At 42.6% G+C, this 22863-nt stretch carries 18 protein-coding genes; 5 read left to right on the top strand and 13 right to left on the bottom strand.

The window, feature by feature from the left end; all coding sequences use genetic code 11:
* Window positions 1-880 precede the first annotated feature (880 nt).
* A complete protein-coding gene (gene otsB, locus VXP95_RS13960; protein ID WP_416705143.1) occupies window positions 881-1744 on the top strand; it encodes a trehalose-phosphatase in 864 nt (287 codons plus the stop codon).
* Window positions 1719-3152 (top strand): alpha,alpha-trehalose-phosphate synthase (UDP-forming), encoded by a 1434-nt coding sequence (locus VXP95_RS13955; protein ID WP_416705142.1) that lies wholly within the window; start codon window positions 1719-1721, stop codon window positions 3150-3152. Before otsB ends, VXP95_RS13955 begins: the two co-directional genes overlap by 26 nt.
* A 26-nt stretch (window positions 3153-3178) precedes the next feature.
* Here VXP95_RS13955 and VXP95_RS13950 read toward each other — a convergent pair whose 3' ends face one another.
* The 7 genes from VXP95_RS13950 to katE all read right to left on the bottom strand — a co-directional run bounded on the left by VXP95_RS13950 (window position 3179) and on the right by katE (window position 10170).
* On the bottom strand, window positions 3179-4426 hold the full coding sequence (locus VXP95_RS13950) for an MFS transporter (RefSeq protein ID WP_416712242.1): 1248 nt from the start codon (window positions 4424-4426) through the stop codon (window positions 3179-3181).
* Window positions 4427-4631: 205 nt separating this feature from the next.
* Window positions 4632-5345 carry a glycosyltransferase gene (locus VXP95_RS13945; RefSeq protein WP_064095727.1) on the bottom strand — a complete coding sequence of 238 codons (714 nt, stop codon included), beginning with the start codon at window positions 5343-5345 and terminating at the stop codon, window positions 4632-4634.
* Entirely contained in the window at window positions 5342-5956 is a 615-nt protein-coding gene (locus VXP95_RS13940) for a class I SAM-dependent DNA methyltransferase (RefSeq protein WP_416681772.1), read from the bottom strand. The genes VXP95_RS13945 and VXP95_RS13940 overlap by 4 nt, the downstream gene beginning before the upstream one ends.
* On the bottom strand, window positions 5946-6731 hold the full coding sequence (locus VXP95_RS13935; RefSeq protein WP_416712241.1) for a PIG-L deacetylase family protein: 786 nt from the start codon (window positions 6729-6731) through the stop codon (window positions 5946-5948). Before VXP95_RS13935 ends, VXP95_RS13940 begins: the two co-directional genes overlap by 11 nt.
* On the bottom strand, window positions 6719-7702 hold the full coding sequence (locus VXP95_RS13930) for an acyl-CoA dehydrogenase (RefSeq protein WP_416712240.1): 984 nt from the start codon (window positions 7700-7702) through the stop codon (window positions 6719-6721). Before VXP95_RS13930 ends, VXP95_RS13935 begins: the two co-directional genes overlap by 13 nt.
* A gap of 62 nt (window positions 7703-7764) precedes the next feature.
* The gene (locus VXP95_RS13925; RefSeq protein WP_416712244.1) at window positions 7765-7974 is read right to left on the bottom strand and encodes a hypothetical protein; all 210 of its coding nucleotides are present in this window, start codon (window positions 7972-7974) and stop codon (window positions 7765-7767) included.
* A 72-nt stretch (window positions 7975-8046) separates the two neighbouring features.
* Window positions 8047-10170: a catalase HPII gene (gene katE, locus VXP95_RS13920; protein ID WP_416712239.1), complete on the bottom strand. Its 2124-nt coding sequence runs from the start codon at window positions 10168-10170 to the stop codon at window positions 8047-8049.
* 764 nt (window positions 10171-10934) lie between these two features.
* Between katE and VXP95_RS13915 the strand changes: the two genes are divergently transcribed.
* Window positions 10935-11435: a Dps family protein gene (locus VXP95_RS13915; protein ID WP_064095732.1), complete on the top strand. Its 501-nt coding sequence runs from the start codon at window positions 10935-10937 to the stop codon at window positions 11433-11435.
* A 357-nt stretch (window positions 11436-11792) separates the two neighbouring features.
* Here the strand turns inward: VXP95_RS13915 and VXP95_RS13910 are convergent, their stop codons facing one another.
* Genes VXP95_RS13910 through VXP95_RS13900 form a run of 3 tightly spaced genes read right to left on the bottom strand, consistent with a single transcriptional unit; the run spans window position 11793 to window position 14951 of the window.
* Window positions 11793-12509 carry an ABC transporter ATP-binding protein gene (locus tag VXP95_RS13910; protein ID WP_144724633.1) on the bottom strand — a complete coding sequence of 239 codons (717 nt, stop codon included), beginning with the start codon at window positions 12507-12509 and terminating at the stop codon, window positions 11793-11795.
* Window positions 12502-13725, bottom strand: a complete 1224-nt coding sequence (locus tag VXP95_RS13905) for an ABC transporter permease (protein WP_191731118.1) — start codon at window positions 13723-13725, stop codon at window positions 12502-12504. The genes VXP95_RS13910 and VXP95_RS13905 overlap by 8 nt, the downstream gene beginning before the upstream one ends.
* Window positions 13722-14951 carry an efflux RND transporter periplasmic adaptor subunit gene (locus VXP95_RS13900; protein ID WP_416712243.1) on the bottom strand — a complete coding sequence of 410 codons (1230 nt, stop codon included), beginning with the start codon at window positions 14949-14951 and terminating at the stop codon, window positions 13722-13724. The genes VXP95_RS13905 and VXP95_RS13900 overlap by 4 nt, the downstream gene beginning before the upstream one ends.
* Before the next feature lie 697 nt (window positions 14952-15648).
* On the opposite strand from VXP95_RS13900, the gene VXP95_RS13895 reads away from it, so the two are divergent.
* Entirely contained in the window at window positions 15649-17397 is a 1749-nt protein-coding gene (locus tag VXP95_RS13895; RefSeq protein WP_416712238.1) for a tannase/feruloyl esterase family alpha/beta hydrolase, read from the top strand.
* Window positions 17398-17775: 378 nt separating this feature from the next.
* A complete protein-coding gene (locus VXP95_RS13890; RefSeq protein WP_416712237.1) occupies window positions 17776-19524 on the top strand; it encodes a tannase/feruloyl esterase family alpha/beta hydrolase in 1749 nt (582 codons plus the stop codon).
* A 119-nt stretch (window positions 19525-19643) separates the two neighbouring features.
* On the opposite strand, the gene VXP95_RS13885 is transcribed toward VXP95_RS13890, so the two are convergent.
* The 3 genes from VXP95_RS13885 to VXP95_RS13875 form a co-directional block, all read right to left on the bottom strand.
* Window positions 19644-20138 carry a flavin reductase gene (locus VXP95_RS13885; protein WP_416712236.1) on the bottom strand — a complete coding sequence of 165 codons (495 nt, stop codon included), beginning with the start codon at window positions 20136-20138 and terminating at the stop codon, window positions 19644-19646.
* 95 nt (window positions 20139-20233) lie between these two features.
* Window positions 20234-21277, bottom strand: coding sequence for a methionine synthase (locus tag VXP95_RS13880; RefSeq protein ID WP_416712235.1), 1044 nt, complete (start codon window positions 21275-21277; stop codon window positions 20234-20236).
* Between the two features lie 42 nt (window positions 21278-21319).
* Window positions 21320-22318: a putative oxygenase MesX gene (locus VXP95_RS13875; protein ID WP_416712234.1), complete on the bottom strand. Its 999-nt coding sequence runs from the start codon at window positions 22316-22318 to the stop codon at window positions 21320-21322.
* Between the last annotated feature and the right edge of the window lie 545 nt (window positions 22319-22863).

Genomic DNA, 22863 nt, shown 5'->3' with positions numbered 1-22863 from the left:
ATGTTTAGTTCGTCTGATCACAGATACGTTATAAAGTAGTTTGAGACTTTTTTAAATCCGTCAATGCGTAAGTCCTATAATAGTAAAAAATTAGAAATAGTCATTTTTTGATCTTTTTTGTTAACTTTATTTTCCTAAAAAGTCCATTGCATCACTCCTGTCTCTTTAGCACAACTTTATCCAACTGCTTTTCCTCATCTAAAGAATGAGAACTTTCAAGTTATTTATGGTCGACAAATAACAGTTTACAAACTTGCCTTTTCTCAAAATATTTATACCTTATGGTAAAATACATAGACCAGAATGAAAAAATCAACCTTGACTCTCAATTTACCAGGCTGCTTCAGCTACATAAATTTAAAAAATTAATCTGTAAAAATTTTATAATGAAAATCTTCTTCTATGATTTATTTCAGTAAATAATCTTTTTCTAGATTATTCATTAATATATAAAATCTTTATTTTTCATAAACTTAATCAATAAACTATTTTAAATAAAAAATTTAAAAATATTAATACTTAAAAAATAAAAATATTTAAAAATAAAATATATTCTTGAATAAATATATTTATTATCCAAACAATACTCATTATTAATATAGTAGGAAAAATTATTAAAATACAATAAAAAAACCATCCTATTTAAATAAAAGCATTAAAAATTCCTCTTAATCCATTTTTAAATTTAATTAAAAATAATAGCACCTCATCTAAATATTTCTAAATCTTACAAAGTAACAATATTTGTTAAAAGTGTTTCGTTTCTGCACTTAAAGCCAGAATTTTAAATGAAATATGCTATAAATTTAATTAAACCAATGACAATTCAAATGGTTTTAAATTTTAATTAAATTTAATTTCAGAGGCTTAGGTAATATTTATGTCAACTCCAAAGGCAGATCAAGACCAAGAAGATTCACTTGTAAGCCCTTTTTATATATTACCTCATATGATTTTAACCCAGCTCAAATCTTTTATTTATTCACATAAAGTAGTTTTATTTCTTGATATTGACGGGACCATTTCTGAATTTCACCCTGACCCGGAAAAAAGTATAATCAGGAACGAAACTTTAAATATCTTAAAAGAATTACAAAAATATATTAGCTTGGTATTAGTGACAGGCCGCTCAATTGCACAAGCACAAAAACTCATTTATCCATTCACTTGGAATATTGCCGGCTCTCATGGTCTAGAATTATGCTATCAGTCAAATTTAACAAATTTAGTTAATTTAAATTCTAGACAGTTTGAATTATTAAAAAACCACATTAATGAGCGGTGCCTTGATTTTCCTAAGCTTCGGATAGAAATTAAAGATTATTCTATCGCCCTACATTTTCGTGAACATCCTTATTTAGAACAACAAGTACACACATTTGCCCTAGATTGTCTCGCTCACTTTCAAGATTTTGAACTTAAGGCTGGAAAGTTTGTATTTGAACTGGTACCCAAAGGTGCAAATAAAGGTGCAGCCATCCAAAACATTATTCAACATTATCATTTAAATGATTATTACCCCATTTTTATCGGAGATGATCTGACTGACGAAGCCGGTTTTAAGGTCATCAATACTCTTAAAGGCTGCTCCATCAAAGTCGGCCCAGGCAAAACCCTGGCACACCATCGCCTTGAAAAGGTAACCCAGGTGCAGGCTTTTCTTGCGGAATTCTTAGAAATATTGAAAGCACAACAACAATTATTATTGGAGAAATTACATGTCAAAACTCATAGTGTTATCTAATCGTGTAAATCTACCCAAGGCAGACAATACCCAGGCAGGTGGATTAGCGGTTGCTTTGCAGGATGCTTTGCATGATATAGGCGGTATCTGGGTTGGCTGGAATGGATCCCGAGTTGAACAAACGAAAGAACAGAAATTCCAAATCCTGAAACATCAGAATGTTGAATATCATACGAGCCCTTTGACCGAGTCCCAATATCAGGGTTTTTATTGCGGTTTCGCCAATAATGCATTATGGCCACTAATGCACGATCAACATCAACTGGTAGATTATCAGCCCCAAGATTTTAAAATTTATCAGGATGTTAATTTACGTTTTGCCAAGCACCTGAAACAGGTGGCCTCTCCTCATGACATCATCTGGATCCATGATTACCATTTCTTAAGTGTGGCGCATTATTGTCGTAAGCTCGGTATGCGTAACCGTATTGGCTTTTTCCTGCATATTCCTTTTCCTGAACTGAGACTCTGGCAGACTTTACCTGCTTATCGCGATCTGGCCCATCATTTAGCCAATTATGATGTAGTGGGTCTACAAACTTCTCGCGATCAGGAAAATTGTCTGCAGTTCCTTGAACAGACCTTGAAAGTCCAACATCGTCATAGTGAAATTTTAAATTATCAATCTCGAAAGATTCATGTGAAATGCTATCCAATTGGTGTGCATCCTGTGCAACTACAAAATCAGGCCTCAGATACTCATCTAGAAAAGCTGCCCTTTAATCTCGACACAGCGCCGCCTTATAAAACCATCATTTCGGTTGACCGGATTGATTATAGTAAAGGCTTATTGGAAAAAATCGGATCTTTGCAGAGCCTGCTAGAAGATCAGCCAGAATTTAAAAATCAATTCCAGCAATTACAAATTGCCTGCCCATGCCGGCTGGATGTAAAAACCTACCAAAATCTGTATGAGCAATTTAAATCTGCCGTGCAGGAACTTAATACCCAGCAGGGTACAGCGGACTGGGTACCTTTTGATTGCAGCTATGACACCTTGGGGCATGAAGCCTTGATGCAACTCTATCGCAAGGCAGATATCTGCTGGGTAAATTCGATCCGGGACGGTATGAACCTGGTTGCCAAAGAATATATTGCTGCACAGGACCCTCTAGATCCCGGTATCTTGATTCTGTCTAAATATGCAGGCGCTGCCGAACAAATGAGAGAAGCTTTACTGGTGGATCCATATGAACACGACAGTATGGCCAAGGCCCTGAAAAAAGCGCTACGCATGCCTAAATCAGAACGTTTAGAGCGTTATCGGTATTTAAATCAGGGCTTGAAAAACTTCGATATTATTCGCTGGCGTGATCAGTTCATTACTGACCTGAAAAACTCGCAAAGTCTGCGGATCTATCGCCCTGTGGCTACCGGAGCATCAACCCAGTTTAGCGTAACTGCTTAAGTTTTGAGCCTAAAAAAACACCAGCATTAAGCTGGTGTTTCATTTTGAAGAGGGGCAACTGCATCTCCGCCTTGGTGAACTTCTCTTGGCTCTGCAGTGAGATGATTCAAAATCGTAATACCCAACAGGCCAATCGCAATGACGCTAAATACCAGACTTAATCCAATCATTTCACTGCCAAATCCTACCAATGCTGGTCCAATCAATGAACCTGTATAAGCAAATACCGATACATAAGACAATGCTACATGTGAAGCCAAGGTTTTTTGACGTCCTGCACGGGAAAACATCAGCGGTACAATATTGGCACTACCTAAGCCTAAAATTGCATAACCTACCAATACTACCTGCCAGACTGGCGCAAACACTACTGTCAATAAACCAGTGGTCGCCAGGAGTGCACTTAATAAAATCGTATTTTTTTCACCCAACTGGTTAACAATCAAGTGTCCGCTAAAACGTCCCAATACCATCAAGCCAGCAAAGAAACTGTAAGCTAAACCGGTTTGCGCAGCTGGTAAACTGAACTCAGTGCTCAGATAAATACCACTCCAGTCCATGGCGGCACCCTCAGAGAGGAAGGCAACAAAACAGATCAGACCAATGCCTAAAATCGCCAAGGTCGGTGCTGCTTTTTTCATAGGCTGTTCTGGTGACAATGCTTCATCTGTCACTGTTTTAGACTCAGCACCCAAGCTAAAAGGAACAGCAATTAAGGCAATAAGCAGCAAAATGCCACTGACAATGATCGCACCGCTTAAAGGTGCCAGTCCGAATCCCATCAACATGGTCATACCCAGCACCCCAGCCAGACCACCTAGACTACATACCCCATGAAAACCAGACATTAAACTTTTACCGAGTTTTTTCTCAATCTGTGCAGCCTGCATATTGACAGTAACACCCAAAGCGCCAGCACTTGCACCAAATAAAAACAGGCTGACAGCCATCATTATATGATTTGGGCTATAAGCCAGCGCAGGGAGAATGAACATCAATGCACTCAGAATCACTGCTAAGACTGCACGGCAACCCAAGGCATTGGCCAGTCGGCCTGCCAGTGGCATAGCCAGCATCGAACCGATCCCGGCACAGAGCAATAGCAGACCGAAATCAGCATGATTTAATAACAGGCGCTGCTGTGCATATGGAATTAACGGAGCCCAAGCCGCAGTACCAAAGCCCAAGCAGAAGAAGCACAACGCAGTCGCTATTTTCTGCCATAAATATGGTGATGGAGACTGAATTCGAGAAAGCAGTGTTTGATTGAACATTGTATTACCAAAAAAGAGGGTTCAGGCATCCATTACCGAGCATCCATATAAAAACCCCACAGACTTATAGTTAAAATATATAAGTATGCAGGGCTGAATTTGTGTGAATTATAAACAGAATAATTTTAAATGGAATACTTTTTAGACACAAAATTTGAGATTTTTTACAAGTCTCTGATTGTATAAAATTTATAGTTTTATGTTTTTATTTGCATAGGCTGATCGTTTTTTTTGTAGCCTGTTTAAGCTCAAGGTTTTGTAAAAAATGGGCAAAACCTGCAGTAATTTTTGAACTGAGACGACTGCTAGTCGTAACTCTGAGCTGATTTGACCAGACAATCTGGGCGCCAGCTTCTTCTAAACGATGGATGAAGTCAACATCTTCATGACACTCCATTTGCTGAAAACCGTTAACTTTCACATAAGCTGAAGCTTTAAAACACAGGTTTGCGCCATGAATATGCCGATGCCCCATCCTGTCCTGATAATGTCTCAGGTAAGCCTGACGGGTCTTGTGACTTAAATGATCCCATTGATCCAGCTCCACCACGCCACAAATCGCATCGGTCGGTTGATGCTGAGACATGACCTGAAACCAGTCACATTGTACAAATGAATCGGCATCAGTACAGCAAATCCAGTCACAGCCCTGTCCGATCATCTGCTGAACACCCAGATGACGCGCCTTGCCTACATTTCGAAAGTCGCAGCTGATGGCCTGAATACCCATTTGCTGAACTTTAACTGCGGTATTATCGGTACAATTGTCCAGGACCACAAGAATCTGGATTTCAGGAAGATTCTCTATGGATTTAAAATATTGAAAAAAATAAAGTTGGGCTGATTTTAACGCCAGCAGGCAGCGTTCAATATAAGCTTCCTCATTACAGGCCGGAATCACCACACCGATTTTTTTCATCTTAAACCCTCCAGCTCTGCCACGGATTGCGCTGTATTTAACCAGAGATCCACTAAAAAATCGGAGTCCTGTAAACTTAAATGATGTGTATAGTTTAAATGCGCATTGAGATATTGATGGATATCTTCACCATTAAAACTATATCCTGAGATTGGCGTACGCCAATGACAGCTCAAGATACATCCCCCGGGTTCCAATGCAGTATGCAACCATGTCAGTACCTGGTCCAGTGCAGTGGGATTCAGATAATATAAAATCTCACTGACCACAATGAGCTGAAATTTCTGTTTTGGCAGGTTATCGGGCACGATACGCTGTAAAACCTGTACATGCGGATAAGTGTGTAAACGTTGCCGGGCTAACTGGATCGCAGTATCGTTAGCATCCAGACACATTAAGCTATCGGTGCGCTGCGCCAGTTCCTGACTAAAGACGCCATTGCTACAACCAATCTCAATTGCAGATTCAAAGCGCAACTGCGGCAATAGTGCCAGACAAATCTGCCGTTTGCGCTGTTCATACCAACGCTGTTCATATTGCCAGGGATCTCCCTGATTCAGGGCATATAGAGCATCGAAATATTCCTGATCATAGGCTGCGTTACTGTTCATACAGATACACCTCCCAGGGTTGTAAAAGACGTTGCAATGCCTGCTCTGGCAAAATAGCGGCTTGTTCTATGGTAGGGTCAAGCTCGAGCTGACTCTTAAAACATCGCGCAGCTATAGACTTATATTGCAGTTCTTCTTCAGTTAGTCTGAGTTGATGAGCGACGCTCCAGGGAATTCTGGTATCTCCAGGGGTTGCCCAATGCCACGCCCAAATCAGGACCTGAATACAGGCTAAATTAAGCTCAGTCGCCAGCTGCTGGGTGACCTGCCCTGTAATTTCATGATCTGGATGCCCATCATGAACAAATGTGGTAATTAACACATCATTCGGCTGCAGATAAGATTGCAGATGCTGCTGCAACAAATCACGCTGTTCTGCCACCTTGCCATCCTGAATGTCTAAAGCGATCCGCAAAATATTCTGTTTTAAAGGTAACGCTTCTAAAGCTGCTCGTGTTTCAGCAGGACGAATCTGGTTCAACTCTTCGGGAGTATACAGACTAGAGCCGGGATGACTGGCTGTCCCGTTGGTAACGGCAAAAAGTACGATTTGATATCCCAGTTTGTCCAGACGCTGAATCAGACCTCCACAGCCCAAAATTTCATCATCAGGATGAGGTGCAATAATGCAGATTCTGGCATCCGGTGGAATAACCTGAGGAATATCGAATTCCGGCATCTGTTGCAAAATTTCACAGGTACGCCATTCTTCCAGCCTTGTGCCTTCACCATGGATGACACGATCACCCACAATCTCATGTCTTATAATATCCATAGTTCTTCCTCCTGTGCGCTTAACTCACCAATTCGCTCCAAATCAAATGCGGCATGACTTTGACGAATAAATACCGGAAGATCTGCTGCAAGCCGGGCGAAATGCGGATGTTCACAATACGGCGCAGCCCCAAGAGCCTTACCCACATGGGTAAGCACGTTTAAAGCCGTTGTTTCAACCTGAGCACGCAGGCTACGAATCTTTAATTCATGTGAGTATTGTGGCTGCTGATCAATTAATTCAGCAACTTGATAAAATAAGGCTTGTGTTGCTAGAAGCTCCCGACTGATTTCACCAAGATACATGGCTTTATAGGCATGCGGTTTGACCAAGAACGTCTGCCTTAAATACTCAGCCAAACGGACAGTTGCACCATACCAGCACGCGGCCACACCTGCGGCACCATGCCAGAATCCGGGCCGATCCAGATAGGCATTTGGAGCTGCGACTTTTTCCACCTCAACATGATCCAGTTCCAGCCGGGCAGTCAAGGTATGCTGCATGCCCACTGCCTGCCAGGTATCCTGATGATGCTGAATGCCTTCTTGCGACAAATCTAGAATCAGTAATTGTGAATATTGCTGCTCATCACGGTGAGTCAGCAGACCGTGTTGCACCCAGACCGATGCAGAACACCAAGGCTTAATTCCGCTTAGCTTTCCTGCTTGCAATGTTAAAGGTTTGGGTCCACCTTCTGCCGCCCATACTGCCCATAGGCCTTTTTGTTCTACCGGAATATTCAATTCATGCAAAATGGCCAAGGCGTCCAGATGGGATTCAAACAATTTGCCTAGGCTCAGATTGCTTGCCGAAACCTGACTAAGCATCTGCCAGCGTTTTAAGGTATCTCCAGAAGCGGGATAAGGCACCTGAGCGGAAATCTCCACCAGCTCCATTAAAGTGTGGTGAATTTTTTCTTGTAGCTCCAGAGGAGAAGTTTCAAATCTTTGTAATATTGAACCGAGGTTCATGCATGCGGTTCCTCATAAAATTCGGAGAATATTTTTGTGTTTTTTAAAGTCAGTTATTTCAGTTATTGAAAAAGCTTACGCATTTGTTTCAAACGTGTAGTTAATCCTAATACCTTACGCCTTGCATTAATCTCCTCTTCATTGAAACAGAGTTGCTGCATGAGTTCAGCTAAAGGCAAATGATTATGCTCAATGAGATAAATGTCCTGTTCTCTGCTCCATTTGACTTGCTGTACTTGTGCCAACAACTTTTTGACATCCGGTTTCACCATCTCTTCGTCCATATAAAAACCGGGAGGATAGAAGCCGGAACCTCTATCCTCCAACATAATAGGATGGGTGGTTTAAGCAGGAATCGCTTCCGCAATAGCTTCACGCGCCCAGACACGATGATTCAGGATCAAAGTCTTAAAGCTATCTTGTACTGCTTCAAACTGTCCGTTTGCCAAGGTTCCTTCATCACTAACCAAGCGTAAATGTTCAATCAGCTTGCCTTTATCGCCCAAGAACACAATTGGTTTTAAATGCTTGTAGGCTTCCAGCAGATAATGAGTCGCCACACCGTCTTTCATCACCACATCGTAATTATCACCGTCAGCAATCACCACGGCATCATAGGCGATGGATGGCTCGGCTTTTTGCATACCATCGGAAGGAATCACATCACCTTGCAGACCCAGTACCGGACCCGGTTTTGGAGTCAGTACATCGACCACAGCCCCTTCTGATTCTGCCCAGGTTTGAACAGCTTTGATACTGGCCTCATTGGCCTTGTCGTGTACCAGTAGGGCAATTTTTCGTGCTTTAATATCTTCAGGTTTGAATGCCTCGAAAGATAAGCGTGGTGAAACCTGCACCTCTGGCAATTTTGCTGCTTTTTTCTCTGCCGGAATTTCAATGCCCAATTGGTCAGCCACCTGCTGTGCCAAGTCCAGATCGATATTACAGAGCACTTCAAGCACTTCACGCTCACGAATATATTTGCGCTCCACCTTGCTCAGCTCGAAGACATAGGCATCGACAATATGCTTTTGTTCATGCGGCGTCTGGCTGCGGTAGAAAAGACGGGGCTGACTAAAGTGATCGCTGAATGATTCGCTACGCTGACGGATCTTGTGTCCATCAATACGTTCCTGATAACTTTCAAAACCACCGCCTTGTGCTGCGGGCGGAGTTTCAGCCGGCCAGTTATTGTCAATCGAATTCGGCTCATAACTGGCTTGACCGGTATGTACAATACGCTGATGTAAACCGTCACGCTGATTATTGTGGAATGGACAAACCGGCTTGTTAATTGGGATCTGGTGGAAGTTTGGACCACCTAAACGGCTAAGCTGAGTATCGGTATAGGAGAACAAACGTGCTTGTAATAATGGATCATTGGTAAAATCCAGTCCTGGCACAATATGTCCCGGACAGAATGCCACCTGCTCGGTTTCACCGAAGAAATAATCGACATTGCGGTTCAGCACCATTCTGCCAATCGGCGTCACCGGCACCAGTTCTTCCGGAATAATTTTGGTTGGGTCCAGCAAGTCGAAGTCGTACTTCATCTCATCTTCTTCTGGAACGACCTGTACACCCAACTCCCATTCCGGATAGTTACCGGAGGCAATCGCTTCATATAAGTCACGACGATGGAAATCCGGATCTTTACCCGCCAGTTTTTGTGCTTCATCCCAGACCAGTTGGGCGAGACCCTGTTTTGGCGTCCAGTGGAATTTCACAAAAACCGCTTTATTCTCGGCATTGATAAAACGGAAAGTATGTACGCCAAAGCCTTGAATGGCTCTTAAATTACGCGGAATACCCCGATCCGACATGGCCCACATCACCGCATGTGCAGATTCAGGCACTAAGGAAACAAAATCCCAAAAAGTATCATGTGCAGATGCACCGGTAGGAATCTCGGTCTGAGGTTCAGGCTTGACTGCATGCACGAAATCCGGGAACTTGATGCCATCCTGAATAAAGAATACCGGGGCATCATTCGCCACTAAATCAAAGTTACCTTCATCCGTATAAAACTTGGTCGCAAAACCACGAATATCACGTACCGTATCTGCTGAACCACGCGGGCCCTGTACGGTAGAAAAACGCACAAATACTGGCGTTTGCACACTGGTATTGGTCAGGAAGCCTGCCTTGGTCAGTTTTTCATTCCCCGGATAAGCCTCAAAATAGCCATGTGCGCCGACACCGCGGGCATGCACAATACGTTCTGGAATTCGCTCATGGTCAAAATGGGTAATTTTTTCCCGAAGAATAAAATCTTCGATCAAGGTCGCACCGCGAACGCCTGCCTTGAGACTGTTCTGGTTATCGGAAATTTTAACCCCTTGATTGGTGGTGAGTGCCTGCTCGGTCGCATCACTACGATATACATCGAGCTGCTCACTTTTTTTATTGGTATTTTGTTTGTCTAAACCGTCTTTACCAGTCGCGGGGCTATTGGCCTTAATTTTCATGATGTATTCCTTGCTGAGCTTGAGTTTAGTGCAGATATTTTTGGTCTATCTCAAAGTCGCTTGAGCTGATATTTTGCATGGCTTGACCAGTTCATCTTCATCCGTAAGTTAATCGTCTACAGCTTGTCGCAGTCTCACATTTCATCTACTAAATGTACTGACTGGAAGATTTTTGACTTTTAGAGATTTGACTTGCAGAAATGCTCATTGGTTTCGCCTGTGTCCTAACATAACTGTATTTAGAAGCGAGATTTATTATTGTTTGTAGTCACTTATTTAATTAAGGCAGTGTTGTGTTATTTTTTTATAAACTCTCGCTTTATTTATGTTTTAAATTTTCACATAAACCATTTATTTAAAATAAGATATTAGAAATACTCCAATGATGTGGGCAAGTCGGATTAAGTATAAGAATACGTGATTTTACTCATAAATCAGCACTCTAGATTATTATACTTCTGAAATGATAAAGACTTTTTAAAGCATCCATTTGCTTTAAAGAATTAACTCGTTAGCTAGTAAACGTGATCAAAATGGTCATTTTTAAATGGTTACACTCCTACGTCTCACTTATACATAATGACTAAACTTTATGTCTGCATACTCATCTAATATCTATAACTTATAACCACTTAAATCGATCTCCTCATAGAGAGATCAACTATCCAGTTATAGGGATGACTTCATCTTCTGACTCAGGTTTTTGAATCCATCCGAATTTATTCTCATACACCATATCGCATTAAGTTTTAAGGAGTAAGAGCATGGCCTCTTCTAAAAAAGAATCTAAAGCAATGAAAATTGATATCGGGATTTCTCATGATGATCGCGCCAAAATTGTCGACGGTTTGTCCAGACTCTTAGCAGACAGTTATACCCTGTATTTGATGACTCATAATTTCCACTGGAATGTCACCGGCCCCCAGTTCAACAGTCTGCATAACATGTTTATGACGCAATACACTGAGCAGTGGAATGCACTGGATATTATTGCTGAACGTATCCGTGCTTTGGGTTTCGCAGCACCAGGCACCTATAAACAGTTTGTAAAACTTACCTCCATTCAGGAAGTCGAAGGTGTACCCACTGCTGACGAAATGTTGCGTTTACTCGTAGATGCACATGAAACTGTGGCACGTACCGCCAGAAGTATTTTTTCAACGATTGAAGAGGCAAATGATCAGCCGACAGCTGATATTCTTACGCAGCGTCTGGAAGTGCACGAAAAAACGGCCTGGATGCTCAGAAGCAGTCTGGAGCAATAGAGCCATACTGCATAAAATGAGAAGCCCGGCTTATTCACAGGGTGAAGTAGATATTTAACAGAGCACCCTAAGTGCATAGGTACGCCCTAACGTTTTTATTAGTTTTATTAGTTAGATTTATTGATCCTAAGTGACTAAAGCGGCTGAAAAGAAAGTAGCCTAAAACAAGGTGATCAAAATCAAACCGTCAAAATCTTAAGGATAGGATGTAGGCACTCGCCTGCATCCTTTTTAACCAGTAGGTTGTTTCCAGATTATTTCATTCTCAGCTATGGCGATCATTTTTTGAAAGCTATAAATCTGAAATATCTTTTCTCGCTTCAAAAAATTAGCTCTCCTGGTTCCTTGCAGTACAGCTTAATCTTGAGGAGAATTGCTCGAATCACTTTCAATCCGGCCATCGACCAGATTAATGGTACGGTCACAAGTGGCTGACAGGCGCGGATCATGCGTCACCAGAAGTACAGCACAACCACGTTCACGATGCACTTTACGGAACAGCTCAAACATGTCAGCCGCAGTCTGGGTATCCAGATTGCCTGTAGGTTCATCTGCCAATAATAATGCCGGCTCAGTGATCAAGGCTCGCGCAATGGCTACCCGCTGCTGCTGTCCTCCCGAAAGTTCATTCGGTTTACGTTCAGCAAATTTTTCCAGTCCTACTGCGGCCAGCAAATCTCGTGCGCGTTGCAATGCCTGCTGATTCGGCTTGCCTTGCGCCATCATTAAAGGCATTAAAATATTATCCATTGCACTAAAGGCTTGGATCAGGTGATGAAACTGGAATACAAATCCGATGCTGGTGCCACGCAATGCAGTACGGGCGGCATCATCCATCGCGCTGGTAGGCTGTCCCAATAAATACAGTTCACCACTTGTCGGTTTATCCAGCAACCCCAAAATGTTTAATAAAGTACTTTTACCAGAACCCGAAGGGCCAATGAGTGCAGCAAAGTCGTTGCGATCAATGCGCAGATCAATGCCATGCAAGATCTCCACCTCATTCGGCTGGCCAATATTATAAGATTTTCGTAGTGCTTCCAGACGTAGGACTTCTTCAGCTTGATTAGACATGACGAATCGCCTCCACCGGATCAAGTGCCGCTGCCCGACGTGATGGTACTGCCGCAGCCAGCACCCCTGTTAATGTCGCCAGCAATAGGGCCAACAAGACCAGTTCAATCGAAATTGGAATATAGAATAATCCCGGACCAAAGTTATTAAATACCCAAACCAGACCATAACTGACCACGCTTCCCAGGACTGAACCAAGCAAGCCAAAGATTGCCCCCTGAAACAAAAAAACCCTCAAAATTTGTGATTGGGTCGCGCCGGTTGCTCGTAAAATACCAATCTCCCGGGTGCGCTGTACCACACTGACAGACATGACGCTGGCAATACCGAACGCAACCGAAATCGCCACAAAGACAATAATCATATTGGTGGATAGACTTTGGGCAGTAATTGCATTCATAAGCTGCGTATTGGTTTCAATCCAGCTTTCCGTCTTCAACGAAGTCAGGCGCGCGACTTGTGCTGCAACCTGGTCTGCCTGAAAAATATCATCAATGGTCAGATCGATGACTGTTATTCCGCCCGGCAGGGAGAGCAAAGACTGCGCCTGCTTTAAATCCAGATAAACATAGCGAGCATCCAGATCACGAACCCCGAGTTCGAATATACCGGCAATATTGACCACAGCGCTGTTCTGCTGACCGGTATCCAGTCGCAGCTTGCTGCCGACCTGTACACCCAGATCTTTGGCCAACTGACTGCCAATCAATACATCATCTGCACCCACTCGCAACTGTCCGCTAATCAGATATTCTTTTAAGGGAATAATCTGCTGATAACGTTCCAGATTCATTCCGACCAGTGCCACCGACTCAATCGCATCACCGCGCTGAACAAAGGCAGGCCCTGACACAACCGGTGAGACAGCAGTCAACACAGGTAACTGGTCCAGGGTTTCGGTAATCTGCTGCCAGTTATTAATCGAACGCAGTCGCTGTGCTCGTTTATCTTCTTGCAACAATTGCACAGTACCCGCAGGAGGCGACACCACCTGATTGACTTCATCTGGTGACAGCAGACGAATATGGGCCTGGGTGCCTAGCGTACGTTCAATAATATTTGCTTGCAGCCCCTGAATCAAAGCAGTAATGAATACAATTACAGCCACGCCTACCGCGACGCCGACAGTGATCATCAGAGATTGTGCCCGGCCCTCGCGCAAAAAACTGACCGCGATTTTCCATTCGATCCAGAGCCGCCCAAGAAAATTTTTCAATCGAAATTCACCGGTAATTCATTTTTACTATCTGTATTATCATTAGCAGAATTCATCACGGAGGTTGTTTGCGGCTCTACCCGAACTCTAGCCCCATCCTTTAATGAAGAGTCTGCATTCACCAATACTTGGTCACCTGCTTTCAAGCCGGAAACTACTTCGGACATGGTCAGGCCACGCAGGCCTAAACGGACCTGCTGATGCTTTATTTTTTTATCACGAACCATTAACACCACTGCCTTATCGCCTTTGACACTGCTTAAGGCATCATTTGGAATGGCGAGTGCTCGCTCCCTTCTGGCAGTCTCGACATTGACCGAAACAGTCATATCCTGCCGAAGAAAATCAGGTACCGGATTAACAACTAATCTGACTTCTACTGTCCCGCGTTGCGGATCAATACTCGGTGCAATAAAGCTGATACGCGCCGGAAAGCTCTGATCCGGATACGCATCTGCAATCACAGTAGCTGTTTGCTCTAAGGCCAGTTGCGGCAGGTTCCGCTCATCCAAGGGCACCCGAATTTCCGTATTGCCATTCAAGGCCAGCGTAAATAGTGTTTGTCCAGGCTGAACCAGATCGCCAGGCTCTACATCACGTGTCAGCACCGTTCCTGCCACCGTAGAACGTATTTTTGCCTTGGCCAGTTGCGCCTGTGCCACCGCGAGCTGTTGGCGCAGTGAAGCTTCTTCAACTTGTCCGGATGCCAGGGCTTCAGCTTTCAGGCGGGCCGTTTCAAAATTGTTACGTGCTACCCTTTCTGTCTCTACCGCCTGTTCTATTTCTTCAGCCGAGAGTATGCCTACACCAGCAGCGCGTCTACGTGCTGCTTCACGGCTGGCCTGATCTAGCTGCGCTTTGGCACTGGCCAGTTCGGCCTCTGCCTGTGGGCGCTTGACCTTAGCCAAATCGGTGAGTGCCAGCTCGGCTTGCTTGACTTGGGCCAGAAGCTCATCAGATTTCAGTACCACCAACAGGTCACCCGGCTTGACTTTATCCCCCTCTTTGACTCTTGTTTCGAGAACCACCCCGGTAATTTCGCTGCCGATCTGAGTCCGTGCCACGGTCGTGACCCGCCCGCTCGCAACGACATTTTGTACCAGCGGCATGGCGCTTAAGGTATAACTAGGTACCTTTGGTCCCTGCCACCAGCGAAATAGAGCAAAAGCCAGTACCAGTATCAGCAAGACAATGATGATCAATAACTTATAACGGCCAACACGCAATTGCACATCTCCGGTTGAGAATTAAATAATTGTATATGAGTGAACAAGGTACAGGCATTTGTTTATATTTATTTAAACTTATAAAAATATTTCTAAAAACTCTAGGCTATATCGCCTTTATTTTTCTTTCATCTCTCATTTTTCAGGCTGATGTGTTGAGTAAAAGCTGTTTATTTTCCTAATCAAGTTTCCTATTCTCTCTTTGATACTACAACCTATGTATCTTTGAACAGTTTATTTTTTTTAATTTTTTTGAAAAGAATTATCTTTATAACGCTTTTAAAGCTATTTGTATCACTTAAAATTTCTGAGCGAATCAGAAGATTTGTATTTCCCATGCATTGATAGGACTTTGCTTTCTTTCTATCTAAATTTCACTCTACCTCTCCATTTTATTGAGGTTCTTGTTCGATGCTCATAGCTTGTTATAACCCTTATAAAAAATAGTTGAGCTACGTATTGAATCCGGTTTTATTAAATCAGGTAACAAAACTTTAAGTATTGAAAGTGAATATCACTTATGCCATTAAGATCTGCTAAACTTCACACAACCTTCATAACTCTAGAGTCTTGCATCTTAAAATCTTTATCCAACTGATAGTTAAAATTTTTATCTAATTAAAACAAGCTACTAAATATCGATAAATTTTTATGAAGCAATTAAACCAGTTAGCTTTCCTACAAAATGGAGCTTCAAATGAATGATTTAAATAACAATATATTATCCCGTTTAAGCCTGCTGATGATGATTTCATTATTGGCCGCTTGCAGTAGTGATAATGGCAATAACAACTATCAAGGTAATCCTCCTTCGAACCAGACACCACAGCTCTCACCTGCTGTTGGAGCTAAAATAAAGAAACAGTGTGAACAGCTCGGTTCATTTCAGTATGCCAACACCACGATTACTTCAGCTACTGCCTTGGAGGCAGGTGCTGAGACCGTTGCCAATAAACCTATTCGGGCACATTGTCTGGTGACAGGATATATGTTTCCACGAACCAGCCCTATAGATGGACAAGAATATCGTATTGGTTTTGAAATGCGTCTTCCTCTGGACTGGAATGGCCGTTTTCTTTTCCAGGGCAATGGAGGGTTTGGTGGTGAGATCATTCCAGCGCTAGGTTTTATCGGAAGTGGGGGGCCACTCACCAATGCTCTCTATGAAGGTTTTACAGTGATCTCTTCAGATATGGGCCATACGCTTGAACAAAACTCTACTTTTGGACTGGATCCTCAGGCGCGACTTGATTATGGCTATGCTGCCATGACCAAGTTAACCCCGATGGCAAAGCAGCTCATCAAGTTTAGTTATGACAAACTGCCTGACAGATCCTATGCTGCTGGACCTTCCCGTGGCGGTAACCTTGCATTAATTGCAGCTACGCGATTACCAAATGAATTTGATGGTATTTATGCCAATTCACCTCCATTTGACGTACCAGTGGCAATAGTTGCACAAATATATGATGCACTACAGTTGAGAAAAGTCGCCACCGATGTTGATGATTTAGTGACAGCTTTTACTCTAGAAGAAAGAAAAGTTGTGGCAGATGCTGTTTTAAGGCAGTGTGACCAGCTTGATGGCATTACCGATGGTATGGTGCAGGATGTGGATCAGTGTCAGACACGATTTAATATTGAGAGAGATGTTCCTGTCTGTCAGGGTGAAAGAAATGGTACTTGCCTGTCAGCAGAACAGATTCAGGTGATTTCCGATGTATTTAAAGCTCCGGTAAATTCTAAAGGTGAAGAATTCTATGTGGGTGAAGCTTATGATCCGGGTATCATCGGGCAGAAATGGGCCAATGTAAAATTGTTTTCTACTCAATATCTAGAAGGTCTTGCTAGTGCCACAGCAATTGCATTTCAGGTCCCGCCTGAGGAGGCACCTTTGCAAAATCCACTGGAATTTGCATTGAATTATAATTTCGATACCGATCTTATCAAGTTATTCAAGACAGATAGTACCTATAAAGAAAGTTCGGTTGAATTTATGGGACCACCTAATCCACTAAACCTGACTCCTCTGACTTCAAAAGGAGGTAAACTTATTGTAGTCCATGCAGTAGCAGATGGATCTACTGCCTCCATGTATGAGTCACAAAACTGGTATAAACAACTCTTGGAACGCAATTCAGCCAATATACAAAATTCCGTTCGGTTTTTCCGGGTTCCAGGTATGAACCATGTTTCTCAGGGTGTTGCTACTGACCAGTTTGATGGACTTACTGCACTGGTCAGATGGGTGGAATATGGTGAAAAACCTGATCGTATCATTGCCACTGCACGAGGTCCTGGCAATCCGAGTGGAGAAATTAATCCCGAGATTCCGTCAAACTGGGCACCAAACCGGACCCGCCCACTCTGCCCATATCCATTAGTTGCACGTTATAGTGGCCGGGGAGATAGCGAAAAAGCTGAAAGCTTTAACTGTGCTCGATAGCTTCTACCCTTCACTTAAACGCTTATTCAACTGGAAGAAATAACTTTTATTTCTTCCAGTTTTAGTGAGGAATTTGAAATTCTATAGTTGTTCCACTTACACTTTGCAAGGTTGCTTCTAACTCAAGGGCATCCTGATTCAGGTACACATCTCTTCCTGTTTTATTAAATCAGGTAACAAAACTTTAAATATTGAAAGTGACTCACTTTCAGGCATTAAGTATTGCTAAAATAAGAACAGCCTTCATAACTCTTGAGTTATTACTCTTGATCTTGTTGATAATTAAAACTTTTATTTAATGAAACAGGCTATTTAAATATCAATATATTTCTATGAAGTCACTCAACCATTTAGTTTTACTGCAAGATGGAGCTTCAAATGAATGATTTAAATAACAATATATTATCCCGATTAAGCCTGCTTATGATGATTTCTTTTTTATTGGCAGCCTGTGGTGGCGATAATGACAATGACAGATATCAAGGTAATCCTCCTTCTAATCAAACACCACAATTATCACCTGCTGTTGGAGCTAAAATAAAGAAACGGTGTGAACAGCTGGGTTCATTTCAATATGCCAATACCACGATTACTTCAGCCACTGCTGAGGCTGCGGGTGCTGTGACTGTAGCTGAAAAACCCATTCGGGCCCATTGTGTAGTCACAGGCTATATGTTTCCACGAATCAGTCCTATAGATGGGCAAGAGTATCGAATTGGTTTTGAGATGCGTCTTCCTCTGGACTGGAGTGGCCGCTTTCTTTTTCAGGCCAATGGTGGATTTGGTGGAGAACTCATTCCAGCCTTAGGTTATGTTGGAAGCGGGGGGCCACTCACCAATGCCTTATATGAAGGCTTTGCTGTGATCTCCTCAGATATGGGTCATACACTTGAACAAATTACTACTTTTGGTATAGACCCACAGGCCAGGCTTGATTATGGTTATGACTCGATGATCAAGTTAACCCCGATGGCAAAGCAGCTCATCAGGTTTAGCTATGACAAACTGCCAGACCGATCTTATGCAGGTGGCGCTTCACGAGGTGGAAATCTGGCGCTGAATGCAGCTACACGCTTACCAAGGGAATATGATGGTATTTATGCCAACTCGCCTTCCTTTGAGCCGCCTCTTTCATCAATAGCACAAATTTATGATTTTAAAGAACTCCGAAAAGTCGCTACGGAAATTGATGAGACAATAACAGCTTTTACCGATGCTGAAAGAAAAGTTGTAGCGGATTCTGTCTTAAATAAATGTGACAAGCTGGATGGTATTGTAGATGGCATGGTACAGGATGTAGACCGATGCCAATCAGAATTTAATATCCAAAGAGATGTTCCGGTGTGTCAGGGAGAACGTAATGGAACCTGCCTGTCAGCAGAACAGATACAGGTTATCGCTGCTGTATTTGATACACCTGTAAACTCTAAAGGTGAAAAATTTTATGTCAGTGAACCTTATGATCCAGGAATCGTTGGACAGAAATGGGCCAATTTGAAACTAGCACCTCTTAGCGCTTTAGATCGTAGTGCTGGAGTATTAGGCACTGTGTTCGAGACTCCACCTAATTTATTAGGATTGGAAAGACCGAGTGAATATATCTTGAATTATAATTTCGATACTGACCTTATCAAGCTATACAGGACAGATAACACCTATAAGGAAAGCTCAACTGCTTTTATGGGACCACCTGATCCATTAAATGTGACGCCTCTCACTTCAAGAGGAGGTAAAATTATGGTAGTACATGCAGTAGCGGATGGCTCTACCTCCGAGAAGGAATCACAAAACTGGTATGATCAGCTTTTGCAACGTTATTCAGCCACTATACAGAATTCAGTACGATTTTTCCGGGTTCCGGGTATGAACCATGTTTCTCAGGGTGTGGCTACTGACCAGTTTGATGGACTGACTGCACTGGTCAGATGGGTGGAATATGGTGAAAAACCTGACCGTATTATTGCCACTGCACGCGGTCCGGGTAATCCGAGTGGAGAAATTAATCCCGAGATTCCGTCAAACTGGGCACCAAACCGGACCCGCCCACTCTGTCCATACCCATTAATTGCACGTTATAGCGGTCGGGGAGATAGCGAAAAAGCTGAAAGCTTTAACTGTGCTCGATAGCTTTTACACTTCACTTAAACGCTTACTCAACTGGAAGAAATAACTTTTATTTCTTCCAGTTTTAATTCGCTATCTGGATTTAAACACGATAAGGGCTAGAACATTGTAGCGAGGGAAAGTTAAACAGTTTCTAATTGACCGACCTGATGATACGCACGGTTAAAATACACCAGACTTTCCTCCTGCTGACTCTGTCTAATCGCGATGACACGACATAAAAATATACTGTGTGTGCCCACTTTTTGAATTTCTTCAATCTGGCAATCAAAGCTCACCAAAGCATCGTCTAAAATTGGAGCACCTGTTTCAAGCGTGCTCCACTCACCGAGTTTGAAGCGATCTTCAGAGTTAAATTTGCTTGAGGCAAATGCATTGGAGATGTATTCATGCTGCGTGCTGAGTACATTGACTGAGAGTACTTTATTTTTAATGAAATGTTCATGTGAACGAGAGGATTGATTCATACAGACCAGCAATGTCGGTGGGGTATCAGTTACACTGCATACGGCCGATGCGGTAAAACCATGCATTCCTGCTACACCTTGAGTCGTGATCACATTCACAGACGTGGTTAACAGGGACATTGCATTTCTAAAGTCTATTGCTTCAATCATCTCTTTCATCTCAATTATATACGATGTGCCTGTACTCAAAGGTAGGCCAATGATCTACGGATCATTCACCCTACTCTGGTTTAGCCATGCTTCTTTTAAGCACCCAGCTCCTGACGAACAATCGCAGTCCCTGCGCTAAGGGCTTCGAGTTTGCCCCGAGCCACTTGACGAGACAACGGTGTCATCCCACAGTTGGTTGATGGATACAGTTTGTCTGCATCCACAAATTGCAATGCTTTACGCAGTGTATTGGCAACTTCTTCAGGCGTTTCGATTTGATTGGTTGCAACATCAATCGCACCGACCATAACTTTTTTACCCCGAATCAGCTCAATCAGATCCATCGGCACACGTGAGTTTTGACACTCAAGCGATACAATATCAATTTTTGATTGTTGCAGTTTAGGGAAGGCTGCTTCGTACTGACGCCACTCATTGCCTAAGGTCTTTTTCCAATCGGTATTGGCTTTAATGCCATAACCATAGCAAATGTGTACCGCAGTTTCACATTTCAGACCTTCAAGCGCGCGCTCTAAAGTAGCGACGCCCCAATCATTCACTTCATCAAAAAACACATTGAATGCTGGCTCATCAAACTGGATGATATCGACCCCTGCTGCCTCTAACTCAAGTGCTTCCTGATTCAGAATTTTGGCAAATTCCCATGCCAGTTTTTCACGGCTCTTGTAGTGACCATCGTACAGCGTATCAATCATGGTCATTGGACCAGGCAGTGCCCATTTGATCGGCTGCGTGGTTTGGCTACGCAGGAATTTCGCATCATCCACAAACACTGCTTTTTTACGGGAAACTTCACCGACTACTGAAGGTACGCTGGCATCATAACGGTTACGGATACGCATGGTTTCACGTTTCTCAAAATCCACCCCTTCAAGATGCTCGATAAACGTGGTCACAAAGTGCTGACGGGTCTGTTCACCATCACTGACAATATCAATGCCGGCATGGACTTGTTCATGCAAGGACAGTTTCAGTGCATCACGTTTCGCTTCTAGTAGTTCTGCACCTTCGAGTTTCCAAGCTGACCAAAGCTTTTCAGGTTCTGCCAGCCAGGACGGTTTTGGCAAGCTGCCTGCTGTAGAGGTCGGGAGTAACTTTTCAGGTTGTAAAAGTGCCATGTCTAATCTTCTTTCTCTAAATTCGTTTATATATGTGATCTATCAGGCAGCGTTGTCTTGCTGAGCCGTTGCTACTTTAAAATTGGCAGCCCATTCATCCAGAATGTCTTTATACGGCTTAATGAAATTTTCCTCTGTCCATTTACCTTGTTTGACCGCCAGCTCCCCACGTTCAACACGGTCATAGACAATGCGAGTTAATGAATAGTCGCCATAGCTCAAGCTAGGCTGATACACCACACCTGCAGATGAATTTGTGTTGTAAATTTCAGGACGATAGATTTTCTGGAAGCTTTCCATGGTGCTGATCGCACTGATCAGTTCAAAATCGGTGTAATCGTGCAGCAAGTCGCCCGCAAAATAGAATGCCAAGGGTGCATTGCCATTTTCAGGTTTAAAGTAGCGAACACTTAAGCCCATTTTTTTAAAATATTCATCGGTACGTGAGTAGTCATCATTGGTGTATTCCACACCTAGAACAGGATGCACATTCGCACTACGGTAGTAGGTTTTCGTGGTTGAAACACTCAGGCAAATCACTGGCTGTTTATTAAATTCAGCTTTAAAGACTGCTGAATTCACAAGATGCTGGTACAGCTTGCCGTGCAGGTCACCAAAGTCTTCAGGTTTTTCATTGGCCTTACAGCCGAGTGATGGCAATACCACACTGAAATCATAATCACGTACATAAGATGAGAAGCTATTCCCGATCATGCCTTCAATGCGTTCATTGGTATGATGGTCGATAATTGTACTTTTCAAGGTTTCAATAAAGGGAAAGGTTTGACCATTGCCCTCAATATCAATTTCAGCAGAGATGATATCGATCTCCAGTGAATAACGATCACCTCTAGGATTATCGGCAGTCGCCAAGCTGTTAAAGCGGTTGTTGATCATCGCAAGTGTACGACGAAGATTCTCCTGACGGCTTTCACCACGTGCTAAATTGGCAAAATTAGTGGTTAGACGTGTATTGTTTGCTGGTTTGTAGTTCTCATCAAAACGAATGCGTTTAATTGAACATTGAAATGCTGTAGTCATGGAGATATGCCACCCTAAATTTTTATAAAAATATAAAAAGCTAAATTTCTGTCTGACTGTATTTAAGCGTGAATCCAAAGATGAGTAAAACGATATAAATTCATTTAAAGATGAGTAAAATTCACCTAGTGAGTTTTTAGCTTACTGATTGCTCATGACTAAGCTACCCCTCTGCATGTATCGAAGCTGAAATAGGCAATACCCTCTTATGGACCGACTGAAGATTTTTTGGGCATTAAAAAAGGATTAACGCTTGAATATTTAATAAGAAACCCTAGAAAAGAGGCTAAAAAATGATTATAAAATTTTGATTTATTCACTGAAGAATTTTAACAGCCAGAAAAAATTAACTGACCCCACTGTACAAGCAATTACTTTCTTTATACATGAGCAAATAGGGAGTGAAAAAGATTAAGGTAGAATAAAATACTTAATAAAATTCTTTAGATGGAATTTTTATGACGACAATGGCTTTGTTGCACAAAGATTTAAAAGACAACACTCTGCTCATTTGAACAGAATTCAAGTGACAACTTGGGTATGAG

The organism is Acinetobacter sp. 226 (assembly GCF_048147925.1).
GTDB lineage: Bacteria > Pseudomonadota > Gammaproteobacteria > Pseudomonadales > Moraxellaceae > Acinetobacter > Acinetobacter pecorum.
The sequence above is the reverse complement of the archived record's forward strand: the minus strand, read 5'-3'. Positions and strand labels throughout refer to the sequence as shown.

Coding starts and splice junctions, on each gene's coding strand:
- otsB (WP_416705143.1), top strand. CDS start 881: ATGTCAACTCCAAAGGCAGATCAAGACCAAGAAGATTCACTTGTAAGC.
- VXP95_RS13955 (WP_416705142.1), top strand. CDS start 1,719: ATGTCAAAACTCATAGTGTTATCTAATCGTGTAAATCTACCCAAGGCA.
- VXP95_RS13950 (WP_416712242.1), bottom strand. CDS start 4,426: ATGTTCAATCAAACACTGCTTTCTCGAATTCAGTCTCCATCACCATAT.
- VXP95_RS13945 (WP_064095727.1), bottom strand. CDS start 5,345: ATGAAAAAAATCGGTGTGGTGATTCCGGCCTGTAATGAGGAAGCTTAT.
- VXP95_RS13940 (WP_416681772.1), bottom strand. CDS start 5,956: ATGAACAGTAACGCAGCCTATGATCAGGAATATTTCGATGCTCTATAT.
- VXP95_RS13935 (WP_416712241.1), bottom strand. CDS start 6,731: ATGGATATTATAAGACATGAGATTGTGGGTGATCGTGTCATCCATGGT.
- VXP95_RS13930 (WP_416712240.1), bottom strand. CDS start 7,702: ATGAACCTCGGTTCAATATTACAAAGATTTGAAACTTCTCCTCTGGAG.
- VXP95_RS13925 (WP_416712244.1), bottom strand. CDS start 7,974: ATGGTGAAACCGGATGTCAAAAAGTTGTTGGCACAAGTACAGCAAGTC.
- katE (WP_416712239.1), bottom strand. CDS start 10,170: ATGAAAATTAAGGCCAATAGCCCCGCGACTGGTAAAGACGGTTTAGAC.
- VXP95_RS13915 (WP_064095732.1), top strand. CDS start 10,935: ATGGCCTCTTCTAAAAAAGAATCTAAAGCAATGAAAATTGATATCGGG.
- VXP95_RS13910 (WP_144724633.1), bottom strand. CDS start 12,509: ATGTCTAATCAAGCTGAAGAAGTCCTACGTCTGGAAGCACTACGAAAA.
- VXP95_RS13895 (WP_416712238.1), top strand. CDS start 15,649: ATGAATGATTTAAATAACAATATATTATCCCGTTTAAGCCTGCTGATG.
- VXP95_RS13890 (WP_416712237.1), top strand. CDS start 17,776: ATGAATGATTTAAATAACAATATATTATCCCGATTAAGCCTGCTTATG.
- VXP95_RS13885 (WP_416712236.1), bottom strand. CDS start 20,138: ATGATTGAAGCAATAGACTTTAGAAATGCAATGTCCCTGTTAACCACG.
- VXP95_RS13880 (WP_416712235.1), bottom strand. CDS start 21,277: ATGGCACTTTTACAACCTGAAAAGTTACTCCCGACCTCTACAGCAGGC.
- VXP95_RS13875 (WP_416712234.1), bottom strand. CDS start 22,318: ATGACTACAGCATTTCAATGTTCAATTAAACGCATTCGTTTTGATGAG.